Raw genomic sequence first — 14,418 nt, 5'->3', positions numbered from 1 at the left:
ATCGAAGCCATGCAAGGTGGCCGGCCGCACCGACGGCGGCACCGGATTCTGCGATCGACTGCGCGGCCGCCGGCCGGCTCAGCGCGCGTGCAGCGCTGCGTCGATCTTGCCGAGCAGCCACTGCATGCCGGCCAGATGCTGCTGATCGTGGCTGCACAGGTAATGGACAAGCCCGCGCACGGTCAGCGCACCGTAGCCCTCGAACTCGCCGGTACGCTCGAACTGTTCGGGCGTGAGGCGCGACAGCAGTTCCAGCGTCTCGCGCCGCGCGTCGCGAATCGCCGCGAGCACGTCGGACGCATACGCGTCGTCGTAGCGCCGCTCGATCGCGAGCGCGTCGCCGTCGATCGAGACGAGCCGCGGCCGGTCTTCGTCGAGCATGCGGCGCAGCCGCACGTGATAGCCGTCGATCTCGATGTCGCGCACATGGCAGAGCTGCCCGAGCGGCGAGAAATGCTCGCTCGGCATGCCGGCCCAGTCGTCCGGGGTCCAGCGCGCATAGCCGTCGGGGACGGCCGCGAAATGCGCTTCGAGCTGGCGGGGGAAATCGGCGAGTGCGTCGAGCGTCGTCGGATTCATGCCGGAGACTCCTGTCGGATAAAGGCGGCGGCAATCCTGGCACGGGCTTGCCGCCGCCGTTGCGTCACTTCACGCCGAAGCCGTACGCGCCCTGCGTGCGATGCCCGTCGGTCGCGACGGCCGCCCACTTCACCGTATACGCGCCCGGGCCGAGCGCCGCGAGCGGCACCGTCATCCGCTTGCGGTTCGACGCGTCGATGCGCGCGCGGCCGCTCGACACCGTCTTGCCGTCGCCGTCGACGACGACGATCGAGCTGAATGCCGGCTCCAGCGGCTCGGTGAAGTCGATCGTGACGGCCGCCGGTGCGGCTGCCAGCGCGGCGCCCGCCGGCGGGTCGCTTTTCGCGAGATGCGCGTGCGCGAACGCGGTCGACGAAACGGTCGCGGCGACGATGACGGCGGCAGCACGGCGGCCGAACGGGAATGAATCGAAAGGCATGAGCGTTCCGTGAAGAATGAACGGGCGCCGCGCGCCGCGCAGCGTTCCGGCAGCTTACCAGCATGCGCGTCCATGCCGGCCCTGCGCCGGTGCTTGATAGAATGCGCGCGCTATGGATCTCGAAAGCATTCTCTACACCCAGGGCTTCGGCTCGCGCCGCCAGTGCCGCGGCCTGATCGAAGCAGGCCGCGTCGCCGTCGCGGGCGCGACCTCGACCGACCCGGACGCCATCTTCGATACCGACGGCCTCGTGTTCTCGGTCGACGATACGGCATGGCCGTTCCATGCGCGCGCATATCTCGCGCTCAACAAGCCGGCCGGCTACGAGTGTTCGCGCGATCCGCAGCACCATGCGAGCGTGTTCAGCCTGTTGCCCGCGCCGCTCGTCGCACGCGGCGTGCAGTGCGTCGGCCGGCTCGACCAGGACACGACCGGCCTGCTGCTGCTGTCCGACGACGGCCAGTTCGTGCACGCGTACACGTCGCCGAAGCGCAAGGTGCCGAAGACTTACGTCGCGACCGTACGCCACCCGCTCGACGACACGCAACTGCAGGCGCTGCGCACCGGCGTGCAATTGCATGGCGAGCCGAAGCCGATCGTGGCCGTCGCCGCCGCCGCCCGCGACACGCACGCGCTCGCGCTGACCGTGCTCGAAGGCAAGTACCACCAGGTCAAGCGGATGGTCGCGGCGGCGAGCAACCGCGTCGAGTCGCTGCATCGCGAAAGCATCGGCGGCTTCGCGCTGCCGGGCGACCTCGCACCCGGCGCATGGCGGTGGCTCGACGAAGCCGACCTTGCCGCGCTGCGCAATCCCGTCCAAACCCTGTAAGGGAAAATCCGCACGACCGTTCGGCATCCGGCCGCCCCTGCGCCGCAGGTTCCCCCGCTATACTGAAATCACAAGCTGCAAGAGCAGCGATGCAGGGGGGACGTCATGAACATCAACCATTCTTTCGAACTGTCGTCGGTGATGATCGCGTTCGCGGTCATCGGCGTCATCGCGATCGGCGGCCTGCTGGTCACGATGCATCTGAAGCACAAATATCATCCGAACCTGATCGGCGCGCTGATCGGTGCGCTGCTGTGCTTCCTGTTGATCGAGGCGTTACCGGCGCTCACCTGACGCGCTGCCCGGCGCGAGCGTTTGAAGGAAATCGTCTACGGTCGGATAGCGCAACGTCACGCACAATTCGGCTTTGAGCCGTGCGTTGGACAGGCGCCGCGACTCGCGCATGAACGACAGCAGCGTCGGCTCGAGCAGGCGCTCCGCGTCCGCGCGGCTGACGCGCGGCGGCCTCGGCAGGCCGAGCGCCTGCGCGACCCGGTCGAAATACTCCCCCATCCGCAGTTCGGTGTCGTCCGACGCGTGCACGACGCGCGCCGGCTTGCCGCGCTCGGCCGCGCGGCGCAGGATCGCCGCGAGATCGTCCGCGTGGATGTGGTTCGTGTACACGTCGTCGGCCGGCTCGAGCGCCGGCGTGCCGCGCTCGAGCCGCGCGAGCGGCAAGCGGTTCGCCGCATAGATGCCGGGAATGCGCACGATGCGCGCGGACAACGCGCCGCGCACCGTCGCCGCGCGCAGTTGCCGCTCGGCCGACACGCGCCGGAACGCACGCGGGTTCGCAGGGCGTAGCGGGTGCGTTTCGTCGATACGCGCGCCGCCGCAATCGCCGTAGACGCCCGTCGTACTGGCGTAGACGAGCCTCGGCGCGCGAAGACCGTCGGGTACAATACGCGCTGCCCGAACGGGCGCGCCGGCCTGTCGCGCCGCGCTGCGCAGCGTTCGGAGCCGGCCGGCCGCCGGTGCCGGCGGCGCCGCCGGCCGACGCGCGGGCATGGACGTTGCGGCGATCAGCGCACGCGTGCGCCGGTCGTCGCGGCCGTCGGATTGCGGCGGCGCGAGATGCAGGATCGTGCGGGCGAGGCCCGCGAGGCGGCCGAGCGTCGCCGGGCGATCGAGATCGCCGACGATCGGCGTCGCGCCCACGGCGCGCAGTTCGTCGCGGCGGGCCGGGTGGCTCGTCAGCGCGAAGATGCGCAGATTGCGGCGCGCGTCACGCCATTGCGCGACGCAGCGCATGCCGACGTCGCCGCAGCCGACGATCAGTACGCGCGGCCGGCGCAGGATTCGTGTCGCGATCATGTTGGTTGCGAAATCAGTAGCCGCCGTTGCGCGACGCGCAACGGTTTTGCATTGTAGCTGCCGTGCGCGACACGCACGGTCCTCCCATTTTGTTCTAGTTTGGTTCTATGGCATTCAACGTCACTCTCAAGCAAAGCGGCCGGCAATTCCAGGTCGAGTCGGACGAAACCGTGCTGGCGGCCGCGCTGCGCCAGAACGTCCATCTGCCGTACGGCTGCAAGAACGGCGCGTGCGGCTCCTGCAAGGGCCAGATCGTGTCGGGCCAGATCGAACAAGGCCCGCACGCCGCGTCGGCGCTGTCCAACGACGAACGCACGCGCGGCCTCGCGCTGCTGTGCTGCTCGAAGGCGCAATGCGATCTCGAGATCGACGTGCGCGAGATCGCCGGCGTCGACGGCGTGCAGGTCAAGAAGCTGCCGTGCCGGATCGCCGCGCTCGAACGCAAGGCGGACGACGTGATGGTCGTGAAGCTGCAGTTGCCGGCCAACGAACGCCTGCAGTACCTCGCGGGCCAGTACGTCGAATTCATCCTGAAGGACGGCTCGCGCCGCAGCTACTCGATGGCGAACGCGCCGCACGAGGAAGGCCCGATCGAGCTGCACATCCGCCACATGCCGGGCGGCAAGTTCACCGACCACGTGTTCGGCGCGATGAAGGAGCGCGACATCCTGCGCTTCGAAGGCCCGCTCGGCACGTTCTTCCTGCGCGAGGACTCCGACAAGCCGATCGTGCTGCTCGCGTCGGGCACCGGCTTCGCGCCGATCAAGGCGATCATCGAGCACGTGAAGCACTCGGGCATCACGCGCCCGATGACGCTCTACTGGGGCGCGCGCCGCAAGAAGGACATCTACCTCGCCGAACTCGCCGAGCAGTGGGCGCGCGACATCCCGAACTTCAAGTACGTGCCGGTGCTCTCCGAGCCGGACGACGCCGACCAGTGGACGGGCCGCACGGGCTTCGTCCATCGCGCGGTGATCGAGGACCTGCCCGATCTGTCGGGCCATCAGGTGTACGCGTGCGGCGCGCCGGTGATGGTCGAATCCGCGCAGCGCGACTTCACGCAGCACCACGCGCTGCCGGCCGACGAGTTCTACGCGGACTCGTTTACGAGCGCCGCCGATCTCGCGCATCCGGTCTGAGCGCCGGGCGCGCCCGCGCCCTGCTGCGCGCCGCCCGTGTCACATTCGTGGCATCGCGGCGGTTTACAGTGGGGCGCGGGATGCCTTATGCTTGCGCACATGAACCGCTTCCTGTCCGCTCTCCGACGTCGCCGCTCGCCGCTCCGCCCGGATGCCGCCGGCTCGTCACGGACTCGCGCGTAACCCTCCTCCGCTTCACCGGTTACGCACAAGCTGTTCGACCCACCAGCCACGGCCTTCCGTGGCTTTTTTATTGCCCGTTTCCTTTCAACGCCCGCTGGAGTCTGCCGCCATGCCCCTGAACGATTATCCGATCGACTCGCTGATGTACATCACGAACCGCCCCGACATCGTGTTTACGCACGGCAAGGGTTCGTGGCTCTACGATCACACGGGCAAGCGCTATCTGGACTTCATCCAGGGCTGGGCCGTCAACAGCCTCGGTCACTGCAACGACGGTGTCGTCGAAGCACTGAAAACGCAGGCCGACAAGCTGCTGAACCCGTCGCCGGCGTTCTACAACGAGCCGATGGCGAAGCTCGCGGCGCTGCTCACGCAGCACAGCGTGTTCGACAAGGTGTTCTTCACGAACAGCGGCGCCGAGGCGAACGAAGGCGCGATCAAGCTCGCGCGCAAGTGGGGCCGCAAGTTCAGGAACGGCGCGTACGAGATCATCACGTTCGATCACAGCTTCCACGGCCGCACGCTCGCGACGATGTCGGCCAGCGGCAAGCCGGGCTGGGACACGATCTACGCGCCGCAGGTGCCGGGCTTCCCGAAGGCCGAACTGAACAACATCAACTCGGTCGAGAAGCTGATCACCGACAAGACCGTCGCGGTGATGCTCGAACCGATCCAGGGCGAAGGCGGCGTGATTCCGGCCACGCGCGAATTCATGCGCGAGTTGCGCGCACTGACGAAACAGCACAACCTGCTGCTGATCGTCGACGAAGTACAGAGCGGCTGCGGTCGCGCGGGCACGCTGTTCGCGTACGAACTCGCCGATATCGAGCCGGACGTCATGACGCTCGGCAAGGGCATCGGCAGCGGCGTGCCGCTCGCGGCGCTGCTGTCGAAGGCCGATGTCGCGGTGTTCGAGGCCGGCGACCAGGGCGGCACGTACAACGGCAACCCGCTGATGACGGCGGTCGGTTATTCGGTCATCTCGCAGCTCGTCGCGCCCGGCTTCCTCGAAGGCGTGCGCGAGCGCGGCGAATACCTGAAGCGCAAGCTGCTCGAGCTTGCGGAGGAGCGCGGCTTCGAGGGCGAACGCGGCGAAGGCCTGCTGCGCGCGCTGCTGCTCGGCAAGGACATCGGCCCGCAGATCGTCGAGAAGGCGCGCGACATGCAGCCCGACGGCCTGCTGCTGAATGCCGCGCGGCCGAACCTGCTGCGCTTCATGCCCGCGCTGAACGTGACGACCGAAGAAATCGACCGGATGATGGCGATGCTGCGGTCGATCCTCGACACGCTGTAAGGGAGCCGCCGCGATGGATGCCGCCGCCGATGCTGTCGTGATCCGCCCGTTCGAACGCGCCGACACCGATGCCGTCCTCGCGGTATGGCGCGACGCGTTCCCGCAGTACGACGAAGCCGGTGCGCCGCCGCACCGCGATCCGCTACGATCGATCGAGCTGAAGCTCGCGACGCAGCCGGAGCTGTTCTTCGTCGCGACCAGCGGGGCGCGCGTCGTCGGCACGCTGATGGCCGGTTTCGACGGACATCGCGGCTGGCTCTATTCGTTCGGCGTCGCGAACGACGTACGCCGGCTCGGCGTCGGCCGCGCGCTGATCGCACATGCGGAGCGCGCGCTCGCCGCGCGCGGCTGCCTGAAGATCAACCTGCAGGTGCTGCCCGGCAACGACGACGCATGCCGCTTCTATGCGGCGCTCGGCTATCGCGTCGAGGAACGCATCTCGTTCGGCAAGACGCTGCCCGCCGCGTAACACGGCCGCCGGCAGCGGCACGGCTCAGCGCGTGATCGGCCCCGCGCCCGGCAGCGGATTGCCGAGCGCGTCGGTCGGCACGGCCTGCTGCTCGAACGCCGCGAAATACGCGGCCCACTGCGTGTCGCTCACGCGCACGATCAGCGCGCCGTCCTGCCACACGTCGTTGTGGTCGTTGCGGTCGTTGCCCGCGCGGTGCAGGTAGTTCGAGCCTGTCGAGCCCTGGTTCATGTGCGTGTCGTGGATGCCGTTGCCTTGCGCATACGTGCGGCCGAAAACGACCACATCGAGCCCTTGCGACTGGGCGGCATTGACGAGCCGCAGCAGCGACGGAATCGGCTCCGCGTGCTCGGTGCCGTCCATCACGGCGCTCGCGCGCCACGCCCCCGTCTCGTTCAGGATATCGCTGCGCAAATAGTCGAGCGCAGGTAGCGCGGCGTGCCCGGTGAGGTCCGTATAGCCTTCGGCTGCGGCCGCCAGCGTCGCCGTGATCGGATGATGGAAATCGTAGACGAGCTTGTAGTTCAGCAGGTCATCCGCATCGTTGGTGCCAACATTGACCGCGACATCCCAGTCGCCGCTCGGCAACGCGAGTGTCAGATGGATGTGATACTGGATCTCGCTGCCGTGCGGTGAGCCCTTCAGCTGCGCCACCGACGTCACCTTCGCCTTCACGAAACCGTAGTCCAGACTCATGCGTGCTCTCCGTATCGCGATGGATCGGCCATGCTACGCCTCCCGCGTGTCGGTTTGCGGAGGGCCGGTGGCAAAGGGCCAGTGGCGGACGGCCGGTGGCGGAGGGCCGGTGGCGGCCGGCTGCCGGCAAACCGACACGCCGCCGTGTCCCGCACCGCGTGGCCGGCCTCGCTACCCGATGAATGGCGTCGCATCCGCGAGCACAGTTCGCCGCCGGACACGCCGGACGAAAAAAAAGCTGTCACGGCATCCCGCGACAGCTTTTCGAAAGCCCTTGCGCGACGCGCCGGCAACCGCCGCCGCGCCGGGCCCGCTCATTCATTCACCGAGATACGCAGCCCGCACCTTCGGATCGTCGAGCATCTGCTTCGCATCGCCTTCCATCGTGACCGTGCCCGAATCCATCACGTAGCCGCGGTCGGCCGCCTGCAGCGCGAGGCGTGCGTTCTGCTCGACCAGCAGCACCGTGATGCCTTCCTTCGAAATCTCGCGCACCACTTCGAAGATCTTCTCGACCATGATCGGCGACAGACCCATCGATGGCTCGTCGAGCAGCAGCAACTTCGGCTTGCTCAGAATCGCGCGCGACATCGCCAGCATCTGCTGCTCGCCGCCCGACAGCGTGCCCGCGAGCTGCGTCGCCCGTTCCTTCAGGCGCGGGAAAAAGCCGAACATCCGGTCGACGTCCTTCTTGATCTGCTCGTTGTCGTTGCGCAGGTACGCGCCCATCTGCATGTTCTCGATGATCGACATCCGCGCGAAGATCCCGCGGCCTTCCGGCACCATCGCGAGCCCGCGCTTGAGCAGTTCGTGCGACGGCACGCCCTTGATCGACTTGCCGTCGTACTCGATGTCGCCTGCCGAGTACGGCTTCAGGCCGGTGATCGCCTTCATCGTCGTGGTCTTGCCGGCGCCGTTCGCGCCGATCAGCGTCACGAGCTCGCCCTGACGGACTTCCATGTCAACGCCCTTGACGGCCTGGATGCCGCCGTAGTTGACCTGCAAGCCCTTGATTTTCAACATTGCCGCTGCCATCAGTGCACCCCTGCGCCGAGATATGCCTCAATCACCTTCGGATTCTTCTGCACGTCCTGCGGCAGACCCTCGGCGATCACCTTGCCGTAATCGAGCACCGTCATCCGGTTGCACAGCCCCATCACGAGCTTCACGTCGTGCTCGATCAGCAGGATCGTGCGGCCGTCCGAGCGGATCTTGTCGAGCAGGCGCGTGAGTTCGACCTTCTCGGTCGCGTTCATCCCGGCGGCCGGCTCGTCGAGCGCGAGCAGCTTCGGATCGGTCGCAAGGGCCCGTGCGATTTCCAGACGACGCTGGTGACCGTACGACAGGTTGCGCGACGTGTAGTCGGCGTACTGCAGCACGCCGACGTATTCGAGCAGCTCGATCGCGCGTTCCTTGATCTCGCGCTCTTCCTGGCGTTCGGCCGGCGTCTGGAACACCGCGCCGAGCAGCCCGTGCTTGGTGCGCACGTGGCGGCCCACCATCACGTTCTCGAGCGCCGTCATCCCCCCGAACAGGCGGATGTTCTGGAACGTGCGCGCGATGCCGGCCTTGGCCACCTGGTGCACGGCCGTCGGCGTGTAGTTCTGGCCGTCCAGCTTGAAGTCGCCGGAGTCCGGCGTGTAGAGGCCCGTGATCACGTTGAAGAACGTCGTCTTGCCGGCGCCGTTCGGGCCGATCAGGCCGTAGATCTCGCCTTCCTTGATCTGGAGGCCGACGTCGGACAGCGCCTGCAGGCCGCCGAAACGCTTGTTCACGCCCTGCACGGACAGTCGGATTTGCTTGTCGCTCATGTGTGTATCCCCTTGTCCGTTGGTTAAGCGCGCACCGGCTTCTTGCTGTTGCGCTTCGCCAGTTTCGCGATCTTGTCCTCATGCTTCGGCGCGGGCCACAGGCCTTCCGAGCGGTACAGCATGATGATCACCATCGCGAGGCCGTACAGCGCCTGACGGATCACTTCGGTATCGACGACGTCATGACCGAACAGCGCATGCTGCAGCGGGCTCATCGTCGAGCGCAGGAATTCCGGGAAGATCGCGAGCAGCACCGCGCCCAGGATCACGCCCGGGATATGGCCCATGCCGCCGAGCACCACGCAGGCGAGCACGACGATCGATTCCCAGAACGTGAACGACTCGGGCGACACGAAGCCCTGGAACGCGCCGAACATCGAGCCCGACAGGCCGCCGAACGATGCGCCCATCGCGAACGCCAGCAGCTTCACGTTACGGGTGTTGATGCCCATCGCCTTCGCCGCGATCTCGTCTTCGCGGATCGCTGCCCATGCACGGCCGATACGCGAGTGCTGCAGACGCGTACACACCCAGATCACCAGCAGCGAGCAGAGCACGAACAGGTAGTAGTACATGTAGACCGACGGCAGCTGGAAGCCGAACAGCGTATGCGTCTGCGACAGGTTGAAGCCGCCGACGTGCACCGGATCGATGCCCGTGATCCCCTTCGGGCCGTTGGTGATGTTCACCGGACGGTCGAGGTTGTTCATGAAGATCCGGACGATTTCACCGAAGCCGAGCGTCACGATCGCCAGATAGTCGCCGCGCAGGCGCAGCGTCGGTGCCCCGAGCAGGATCCCGAAGGTCGCCGCCAGCGCCATCGCGATCGGCACGATGATCAGGAACGGCACGTGCAGGCCGTTCGGCGCGAGCGCCGCGATCCACTCGAATTGCGAGGTCAGGTGCGGCGAGCTCAGCAGTGCCGCCGTGTACGCGCCCACCGCGTAGAACGCGATGTAGCCGAGGTCGAGCAGGCCGGCGAAGCCGACCACCACGTTCAGGCCCAGCGCGAGCATCACGTACAGCATCGCGAAGTCGAGCACGCGCACCCAGTAGTTGCCGCCGGCCGAGCCGATCACGATCGGCGCGGCGATCACGAGGACCGCGGTGAGGAGGCCGATGACGACGGTCTTGGCGGTGTTGCGCTCTTCGACGAGCGACGTCGACGATTCGATCGGTTGAATGGATGTCATGTTGTTTGCTCCCCTTCCGTTACGCGCGATCCGCGACCCGTTCGCCCAGCAGGCCCGACGGACGGAACACCAGCACGACGATCAGCACGATGAAGGCGAACACGTCCTGGTAGTTGCTGCCGAATACGCCGCCCGTGAGGTTGCCGATGTAGCCGGCCCCGAGCTGCTCGATCAGGCCGAGCAGCACGCCGCCGACCATCGCGCCGCCGAGGTTGCCGATCCCGCCGAGCACCGCCGCGGTGAACGCCTTCATGCCGGGGATGAAGCCCATGTAGAAGTGCACGTTGCCGTATTCGGACGCGATCATCACGCCGGCCAGCGCGGCGAGCGCGGAGCCGATCATGAAGGTTGCCGAGATCACGAAGTTCGGGTTCACGCCCATCAGGCTCGCGGTGTTCGGGCTTTCGGCGATCGCGCGCATCGCGCGGCCGAGCTTGGTCTTGTGCACGAGCAGCAGCAGGCCGCCCATCACGATGAACGCGACCGCGATGATCACGATTTCAGTGACCGAGATCACGGCGCCGGGCGTCGTGTCGGTCGCCTTGATCACGTTGATCGGGTCGGTCGGCAGCAATTGCGGGAACGGCAGCGGGTTGCGCGACCAGATGATCATCGCGGCCGTCTGCAGCAGGATCGACACGCCGATCGCGGTGATCAGCGGCGCGAGGCGCGGCGCGCGGCGCAGCGGACGGTACGCGACGCGCTCGATCGTGAAGCCGACGAACGCACAGACGACCGCGGCGATGCCCAGGCCGATCGTCAGCGTCGCGACGTTGCCGAGTCCGGGAAAGTGGTTCTGCAGCACGGTGATGGCCGACAGTGCGACCATCGCGCCGATCATCAGCACGTCGCCGTGCGCGAAGTTGATGATGCCGAGAATGCCGTACACCATCGTGTATCCCAACGCGATGATGGCGTACACACTGCCGAGCACCAGCCCGTTGAGAACCTGCTGGACGAAAATATCCATTTAAAGCTCCTTGGCCCATGCTGCCGGAGGACGTTGCGCCCCGCCGGTAAGCGAGGAATCGCGCCTTCTCGGCGACACTGCGGGTACTAGTTCGATACCGGTAAGGGTGGATCGTCCCGGCGCGCGCCGCCCGGCCTGTACGGCCGGGCCTGCCGCCGGAGCGGATACGAAAACGGCACCGCACTGTTTCGGTGCCGTCGTGAGTCCCGTCGCTAAATCGTCACGACATCGAGGACGGTGTTCGTGGCCTCCTTGAAGTCGTGGGGCAGCATGCCGAGACGGCCGTCGTCCGGTTGCCCGGCATCCGTGCCTTGGCCCGTCCGGTGCCACGCAAACATCGCGCCCGGACGGAGCGGATTCCGCGCCGCGTCGCCCGGCAAGGCGTTGCGGCAATCGCGCCCGACTTCCGTCAGGACTGCATCGGAATCCATCGTACGAACCAGGCTGCGCGCCCCGACACGGGCGGTCGCGGCGGCATGCCGTTTCGTCGAATCGAATCGAAGGGGGGACAGTGGCCTCGGCACGCTGCGGGCAACGCCGCGATCGTCCGGCATCCGTCGACCGGCCGCTTGCCGCGACGCAGCCTGCATGCCCGCTGCCGGCCCGCTCGTCGGGCCAAGCGCGTTGATTTCCTCGATCGTCAAACGTGCCCCGTATTCCTTGTCCCTGCCCAGTTGCGCGAGACGGCGCGCCGATGGCGCCGCACGTCCGCTTCCGGCGACGCGCCCGCCGCTGGCCGATGGCGCCGCGAACCCCGCAGCTTCCCTGCCCGCCCCGTCGTCGCTCTTTTTGCTGCAGCCGGCAAGGATTGCAACCGGTGCGGCGACGGACACGGCGTAAGCCAACTTCACATGCATTGAATGGTCTCCCGCGCCTTGCCAAAACCCGATTTCAAAGCCATTCCGGCTTGAAAACGGGCGCATTGTAACTCCATTTACAGGACGCCAATATTCCTGATTCGATGGGGTTTTCCTGCATTGCAACCAATTTTGAGACACGATTGAGCGCGCCGGGAGCAACCGGGTTGCACCACGATTGGGAATCATGGTTGCGATCGCAATTTCGACACACAAAAAAAGCGCGCCGGGAGGCGCGCTTCGGTATTCCGCGGGTGCGATGCGGCAATCAAGTGGCGGGCGGCAGGTTCAACCCGCGCGGCAGCGGAAACGACACGTTTTCCTCGATGCCGTCGAGTGCGCGGACGTTGCGCACGCCGAGTTCGCGCAGCCGTGCGATCACGGCCTGGGCGAGCACCTCGGGCGCCGACGCGCCGGCCGTCACGCCGATGCGGCGCTTGCCGGCGACCCATGCCGGATCGATCTGGTCGGGCGCGTCAACCATGTACGCGGCCACGCCGCGCTTTTCCGCCACTTCGCGCAGCCGGCTCGAATTCGAACTGTTCGGGCTCCCGACCACGATCACGACATCGCATTGCGGTGCCATGAACTTCACCGCGTCCTGGCGGTTCTGCGTCGCATAGCAGATGTCCTGCTTCTTCGGTTCGCGGATCTTCGGATACTTCGCCTTCAGCGCGCCGATGATTTCGGCCGCGTCGTCGACGGACAGCGTCGTCTGCGTGACGAGCGCGATGCGCTCGGGATCGGCGAGCTCGAGCTTCTGCACGTCCTCGACGCTTTCGACGAGGTGCATGCCGCGCTCGACCTGGCCCATCGTGCCTTCGACTTCGGGATGGCCCTTGTGCCCGATCATGACGATGTCGACGCCGTCCTGGCGCATCTTCGCGACCTCGACGTGCACCTTCGTGACGAGCGGGCAGGTTGCGTCGTAAATGCGCAGCCCGCGTACGTCGGCCTCGTCGCGCACGGCTTTCGACACGCCGTGCGCACTGAAGATCACGGTATTGCCGGCCGGCACTTCCTCGAGCTCTTCGACGAAGATCGCGCCCTTCTTCTTCAGATCCTCGACCACGTACTTGTTGTGGACGATTTCGTGACGAACGTAGATCGGCGCACCGTGCATCGCGATGGCGCGCTCGACGATCTCGATCGCGCGGTCGACGCCCGCACAGAAGCCGCGCGGCTGGGCCAGCAGGATTTCGGCGTCGGCGGCGACGGTCTGCCCGGACAGCATATCGGTGGTACTCATGATTACAGGATTCCGATGATTTTCACTTCGAACGTGAGCGCCTGGCCCGCGAGCGGATGATTGAAGTCGAACAGTGCCGAGGTCTCGCCGACTTCCTTCAGCACCCCCGCGTAGCGCCCGCCATCCGGTGCATTGAACTCGATGAGTTCGCCCGGCGTGAAATCGTCGCCGACCATTCCGTTCTCGCGCAGCGTCGACAGCGTCACGCGCTGGAGCATGTCGGGATTGCGGGGGCCGAACCCCTGATCGGGGGCTAGCTGAAAAGTCGAGTGGTCGCCGACCCTGAGCCCGAGCAGAATCTGTTCCAGCGATGGCGCCAGTTGCCCCGCGCCCAGCAACAGCGTGGCCGGCTTGTCCGAGAAGGTGTTGACGATGTCGGCGCCGTCGGCCAGTGCCAGCCGGTAATGCAACGTGACGTGGGAACCGGGCTTCACTTCGGATAGATCGATGAGGCTCATGAATTACTCGTTCAGTCGGCGCCCGATACGGCCGAATGGCCCGGCGCAAAGCCAATATTGTAAGTCACCTGAGCGTGCAAGGCGGAAAGTGCGACGACGTTGCGCACGCCGCCTGCCGCCAATGGAGTTCCGATCATGCCGTCACCCCGCCCCATCCTGCCGTCGGCCGAATGCCGCGACACCGCCGACACGCCGGCCGATCCGCCCGGCCGCGTCATCCCGATCAACCGGCGCAGGCGCCGCACGGGCGACTGGCGGCCCGAGCGGCCGCGCGAACGGCTGGTGGAACGCGGGCCGGCCGCGCTGACCGACGACGAGCTGATCGCGCTGCTGCTCGGCACCGGCAAGCCCGGGCACGACGTATTCGTCACCGCCCGCGGACTGGTCGAGCAGTTCGGCACGTTGCACGGGCTGCTCGAAGCGACCACCGACGATTTCGAGGCGCATCCCGGCATCGGCCCCGCGCGCTCCGCGCGCCTCGTCGCGGTCACCGAGATCGCGCGGCGCATGCTGGTGGAGAAAGCGGAAGAACGGATGCAGATCGACTCGCCCGGTGCCGTCGAGGATTGTTTGCGACTGAAGATCGGCACGCGCCAGTACGAAGTGTTCATCGCGGTCTACCTGGACGCGCGCAACTGCCTGATCGACATGGAGGAAATCGCGCGCGGCTCGCTTACGCGCATGGCCGTCTATCCGCGCGAGATCGTGCGCCGCGCGATGAAACACAACGCCGCGGCGCTGATCGTCGCGCACAACCATCCGTCGGGCACGGTGCAGCCGAGCGCGGAAGACCGCCGCCTGACCCGCGTGCTGAAAGACGCGCTCGAGCTCGTCGACGTGCGGCTGCTCGATCACATCGTCGTCGGCGTCAGCGATACTTTTTCGTTCGCGCGGGCCGGTTGGCTGTAGACTGTGGCGCGGCGGCCCATCCCAAGGCG

Annotated in this window: 17 protein-coding genes; 6 read left to right on the top strand and 11 right to left on the bottom strand. The window is 66.8% G+C overall.

All coding sequences use genetic code 11. The annotated features are described in order from the left end of the window. Positions 1–78: 78 nt before the first annotated feature. On the bottom strand, positions 79–579 hold the full coding sequence (locus WT24_RS26190; RefSeq protein WP_060036266.1) for a DinB family protein: 501 nt from the start codon (positions 577–579) through the stop codon (positions 79–81). 64 nt (positions 580–643) lie between these two features. Continuing rightward, on the bottom strand, positions 644–1,018 hold the full coding sequence (gene copC / locus WT24_RS26185) for a copper homeostasis periplasmic binding protein CopC (RefSeq protein WP_059504752.1): 375 nt from the start codon (positions 1,016–1,018) through the stop codon (positions 644–646). Positions 1,019–1,130: 112 nt separating this feature from the next. Here copC and WT24_RS26180 point away from each other — a divergent pair, with 112 nt between their 5' ends. Then, positions 1,131–1,847 (top strand): pseudouridine synthase, encoded by a 717-nt coding sequence (locus WT24_RS26180; RefSeq protein ID WP_060036265.1) that lies wholly within the window; start codon positions 1,131–1,133, stop codon positions 1,845–1,847. A gap of 105 nt (positions 1,848–1,952) precedes the next feature. Continuing rightward, positions 1,953–2,141 (top strand): hypothetical protein, encoded by a 189-nt coding sequence (locus WT24_RS26175; RefSeq protein WP_059834969.1) that lies wholly within the window; start codon positions 1,953–1,955, stop codon positions 2,139–2,141. Here the strand turns inward: WT24_RS26175 and WT24_RS26170 are convergent. After that, positions 2,124–3,161, bottom strand: a complete 1,038-nt coding sequence (locus WT24_RS26170) for an NAD-dependent epimerase/dehydratase family protein (RefSeq protein ID WP_059504746.1) — start codon at positions 3,159–3,161, stop codon at positions 2,124–2,126. The genes WT24_RS26175 and WT24_RS26170 overlap by 18 nt on opposite strands. 107 nt (positions 3,162–3,268) lie before the next feature. Here WT24_RS26170 and WT24_RS26165 point away from each other — a divergent pair, with 107 nt between their 5' ends. The 3 genes from WT24_RS26165 to WT24_RS26155 all read left to right on the top strand — a co-directional run bounded on the left by WT24_RS26165 (position 3,269) and on the right by WT24_RS26155 (position 6,246). Beyond that, positions 3,269–4,300, top strand: a complete 1,032-nt coding sequence (locus tag WT24_RS26165; protein WP_059504744.1) for a CDP-6-deoxy-delta-3,4-glucoseen reductase — start codon at positions 3,269–3,271, stop codon at positions 4,298–4,300. A 292-nt stretch (positions 4,301–4,592) separates the two neighbouring features. After that, positions 4,593–5,777, top strand: coding sequence for an acetylornithine transaminase (locus tag WT24_RS26160; protein WP_060036264.1), 1,185 nt, complete (start codon positions 4,593–4,595; stop codon positions 5,775–5,777). Between the two features lie 13 nt (positions 5,778–5,790). Continuing rightward, positions 5,791–6,246, top strand: coding sequence for a GNAT family acetyltransferase (locus WT24_RS26155; protein ID WP_034208170.1), 456 nt, complete (start codon positions 5,791–5,793; stop codon positions 6,244–6,246). A gap of 24 nt (positions 6,247–6,270) precedes the next feature. Here the strand turns inward: WT24_RS26155 and WT24_RS26150 are convergent, their stop codons facing one another. The 8 genes from WT24_RS26150 to WT24_RS26115 form a co-directional block, all read right to left on the bottom strand. Further along, complete coding sequence (locus tag WT24_RS26150) at positions 6,271–6,942, bottom strand: DUF2278 family protein (RefSeq protein WP_059504740.1); 672 nt, start codon at positions 6,940–6,942, stop codon at positions 6,271–6,273. Positions 6,943–7,260: 318 nt separating this feature from the next. Further along, entirely contained in the window at positions 7,261–7,977 is a 717-nt protein-coding gene (locus tag WT24_RS26145) for an ABC transporter ATP-binding protein (protein WP_006750046.1), read from the bottom strand. Then, positions 7,977–8,753, bottom strand: a complete 777-nt coding sequence (locus tag WT24_RS26140) for an ABC transporter ATP-binding protein (protein ID WP_034178806.1) — start codon at positions 8,751–8,753, stop codon at positions 7,977–7,979. The genes WT24_RS26145 and WT24_RS26140 overlap by 1 nt, the downstream gene beginning before the upstream one ends. A 23-nt stretch (positions 8,754–8,776) precedes the next feature. Continuing rightward, positions 8,777–9,946 carry an ABC transporter ATP-binding protein gene (locus WT24_RS26135; protein ID WP_059504738.1) on the bottom strand — a complete coding sequence of 390 codons (1,170 nt, stop codon included), beginning with the start codon at positions 9,944–9,946 and terminating at the stop codon, positions 8,777–8,779. Positions 9,947–9,965: 19 nt separating this feature from the next. Beyond that, entirely contained in the window at positions 9,966–10,916 is a 951-nt protein-coding gene (locus WT24_RS26130) for a branched-chain amino acid ABC transporter permease (protein ID WP_034208173.1), read from the bottom strand. 212 nt (positions 10,917–11,128) lie between these two features. Continuing rightward, complete coding sequence (locus WT24_RS26125; RefSeq protein ID WP_059504736.1) at positions 11,129–11,773, bottom strand: hypothetical protein; 645 nt, start codon at positions 11,771–11,773, stop codon at positions 11,129–11,131. Positions 11,774–12,041: 268 nt separating this feature from the next. Then, complete coding sequence (gene ispH, locus WT24_RS26120; protein WP_059504734.1) at positions 12,042–13,022, bottom strand: 4-hydroxy-3-methylbut-2-enyl diphosphate reductase; 981 nt, start codon at positions 13,020–13,022, stop codon at positions 12,042–12,044. A 2-nt stretch (positions 13,023–13,024) separates the two neighbouring features. Then, positions 13,025–13,480, bottom strand: a complete 456-nt coding sequence (locus WT24_RS26115) for a peptidylprolyl isomerase (protein WP_034208176.1) — start codon at positions 13,478–13,480, stop codon at positions 13,025–13,027. Between the two features lie 135 nt (positions 13,481–13,615). Here WT24_RS26115 and radC point away from each other — a divergent pair, with 135 nt between their 5' ends. After that, positions 13,616–14,389 (top strand): DNA repair protein RadC, encoded by a 774-nt coding sequence (radC, locus tag WT24_RS26110; RefSeq protein ID WP_060036263.1) that lies wholly within the window; start codon positions 13,616–13,618, stop codon positions 14,387–14,389. The last annotated feature ends 29 nt before the right edge of the window (positions 14,390–14,418 follow it).

The sequence above is a fragment of the Burkholderia sp. MSMB1078WGS genome (assembly GCF_001528895.1).
Taxonomy (GTDB): domain Bacteria; phylum Pseudomonadota; class Gammaproteobacteria; order Burkholderiales; family Burkholderiaceae; genus Burkholderia.
Note: the sequence above shows the minus strand (reverse complement) of the source record. Positions and strands in the feature narration are given on the sequence as shown.

What these genes read in the sequence shown, in the direction of transcription:
- WT24_RS26190 (WP_060036266.1), bottom strand. Translation starts at nt 579, where the DNA reads ATGAATCCGACGACGCTCGACGCACTCGCCGATTTCCCCCGCCAGCTC.
- copC (WP_059504752.1), bottom strand. Translation starts at nt 1,018, where the DNA reads ATGCCTTTCGATTCATTCCCGTTCGGCCGCCGTGCTGCCGCCGTCATC.
- WT24_RS26180 (WP_060036265.1), top strand. Translation starts at nt 1,131, where the DNA reads ATGGATCTCGAAAGCATTCTCTACACCCAGGGCTTCGGCTCGCGCCGC.
- WT24_RS26175 (WP_059834969.1), top strand. Translation starts at nt 1,953, where the DNA reads ATGAACATCAACCATTCTTTCGAACTGTCGTCGGTGATGATCGCGTTC.
- WT24_RS26170 (WP_059504746.1), bottom strand. Translation starts at nt 3,161, where the DNA reads ATGATCGCGACACGAATCCTGCGCCGGCCGCGCGTACTGATCGTCGGC.
- WT24_RS26165 (WP_059504744.1), top strand. Translation starts at nt 3,269, where the DNA reads ATGGCATTCAACGTCACTCTCAAGCAAAGCGGCCGGCAATTCCAGGTC.
- WT24_RS26160 (WP_060036264.1), top strand. Translation starts at nt 4,593, where the DNA reads ATGCCCCTGAACGATTATCCGATCGACTCGCTGATGTACATCACGAAC.
- WT24_RS26155 (WP_034208170.1), top strand. Translation starts at nt 5,791, where the DNA reads ATGGATGCCGCCGCCGATGCTGTCGTGATCCGCCCGTTCGAACGCGCC.
- WT24_RS26150 (WP_059504740.1), bottom strand. Translation starts at nt 6,942, where the DNA reads ATGAGTCTGGACTACGGTTTCGTGAAGGCGAAGGTGACGTCGGTGGCG.
- WT24_RS26145 (WP_006750046.1), bottom strand. Translation starts at nt 7,977, where the DNA reads ATGGCAGCGGCAATGTTGAAAATCAAGGGCTTGCAGGTCAACTACGGC.
- WT24_RS26140 (WP_034178806.1), bottom strand. Translation starts at nt 8,753, where the DNA reads ATGAGCGACAAGCAAATCCGACTGTCCGTGCAGGGCGTGAACAAGCGT.
- WT24_RS26135 (WP_059504738.1), bottom strand. Translation starts at nt 9,946, where the DNA reads ATGACATCCATTCAACCGATCGAATCGTCGACGTCGCTCGTCGAAGAG.
- WT24_RS26130 (WP_034208173.1), bottom strand. Translation starts at nt 10,916, where the DNA reads ATGGATATTTTCGTCCAGCAGGTTCTCAACGGGCTGGTGCTCGGCAGT.
- WT24_RS26125 (WP_059504736.1), bottom strand. Translation starts at nt 11,773, where the DNA reads ATGCATGTGAAGTTGGCTTACGCCGTGTCCGTCGCCGCACCGGTTGCA.
- ispH (WP_059504734.1), bottom strand. Translation starts at nt 13,022, where the DNA reads ATGAGTACCACCGATATGCTGTCCGGGCAGACCGTCGCCGCCGACGCC.
- WT24_RS26115 (WP_034208176.1), bottom strand. Translation starts at nt 13,480, where the DNA reads ATGAGCCTCATCGATCTATCCGAAGTGAAGCCCGGTTCCCACGTCACG.
- radC (WP_060036263.1), top strand. Translation starts at nt 13,616, where the DNA reads ATGCCGTCACCCCGCCCCATCCTGCCGTCGGCCGAATGCCGCGACACC.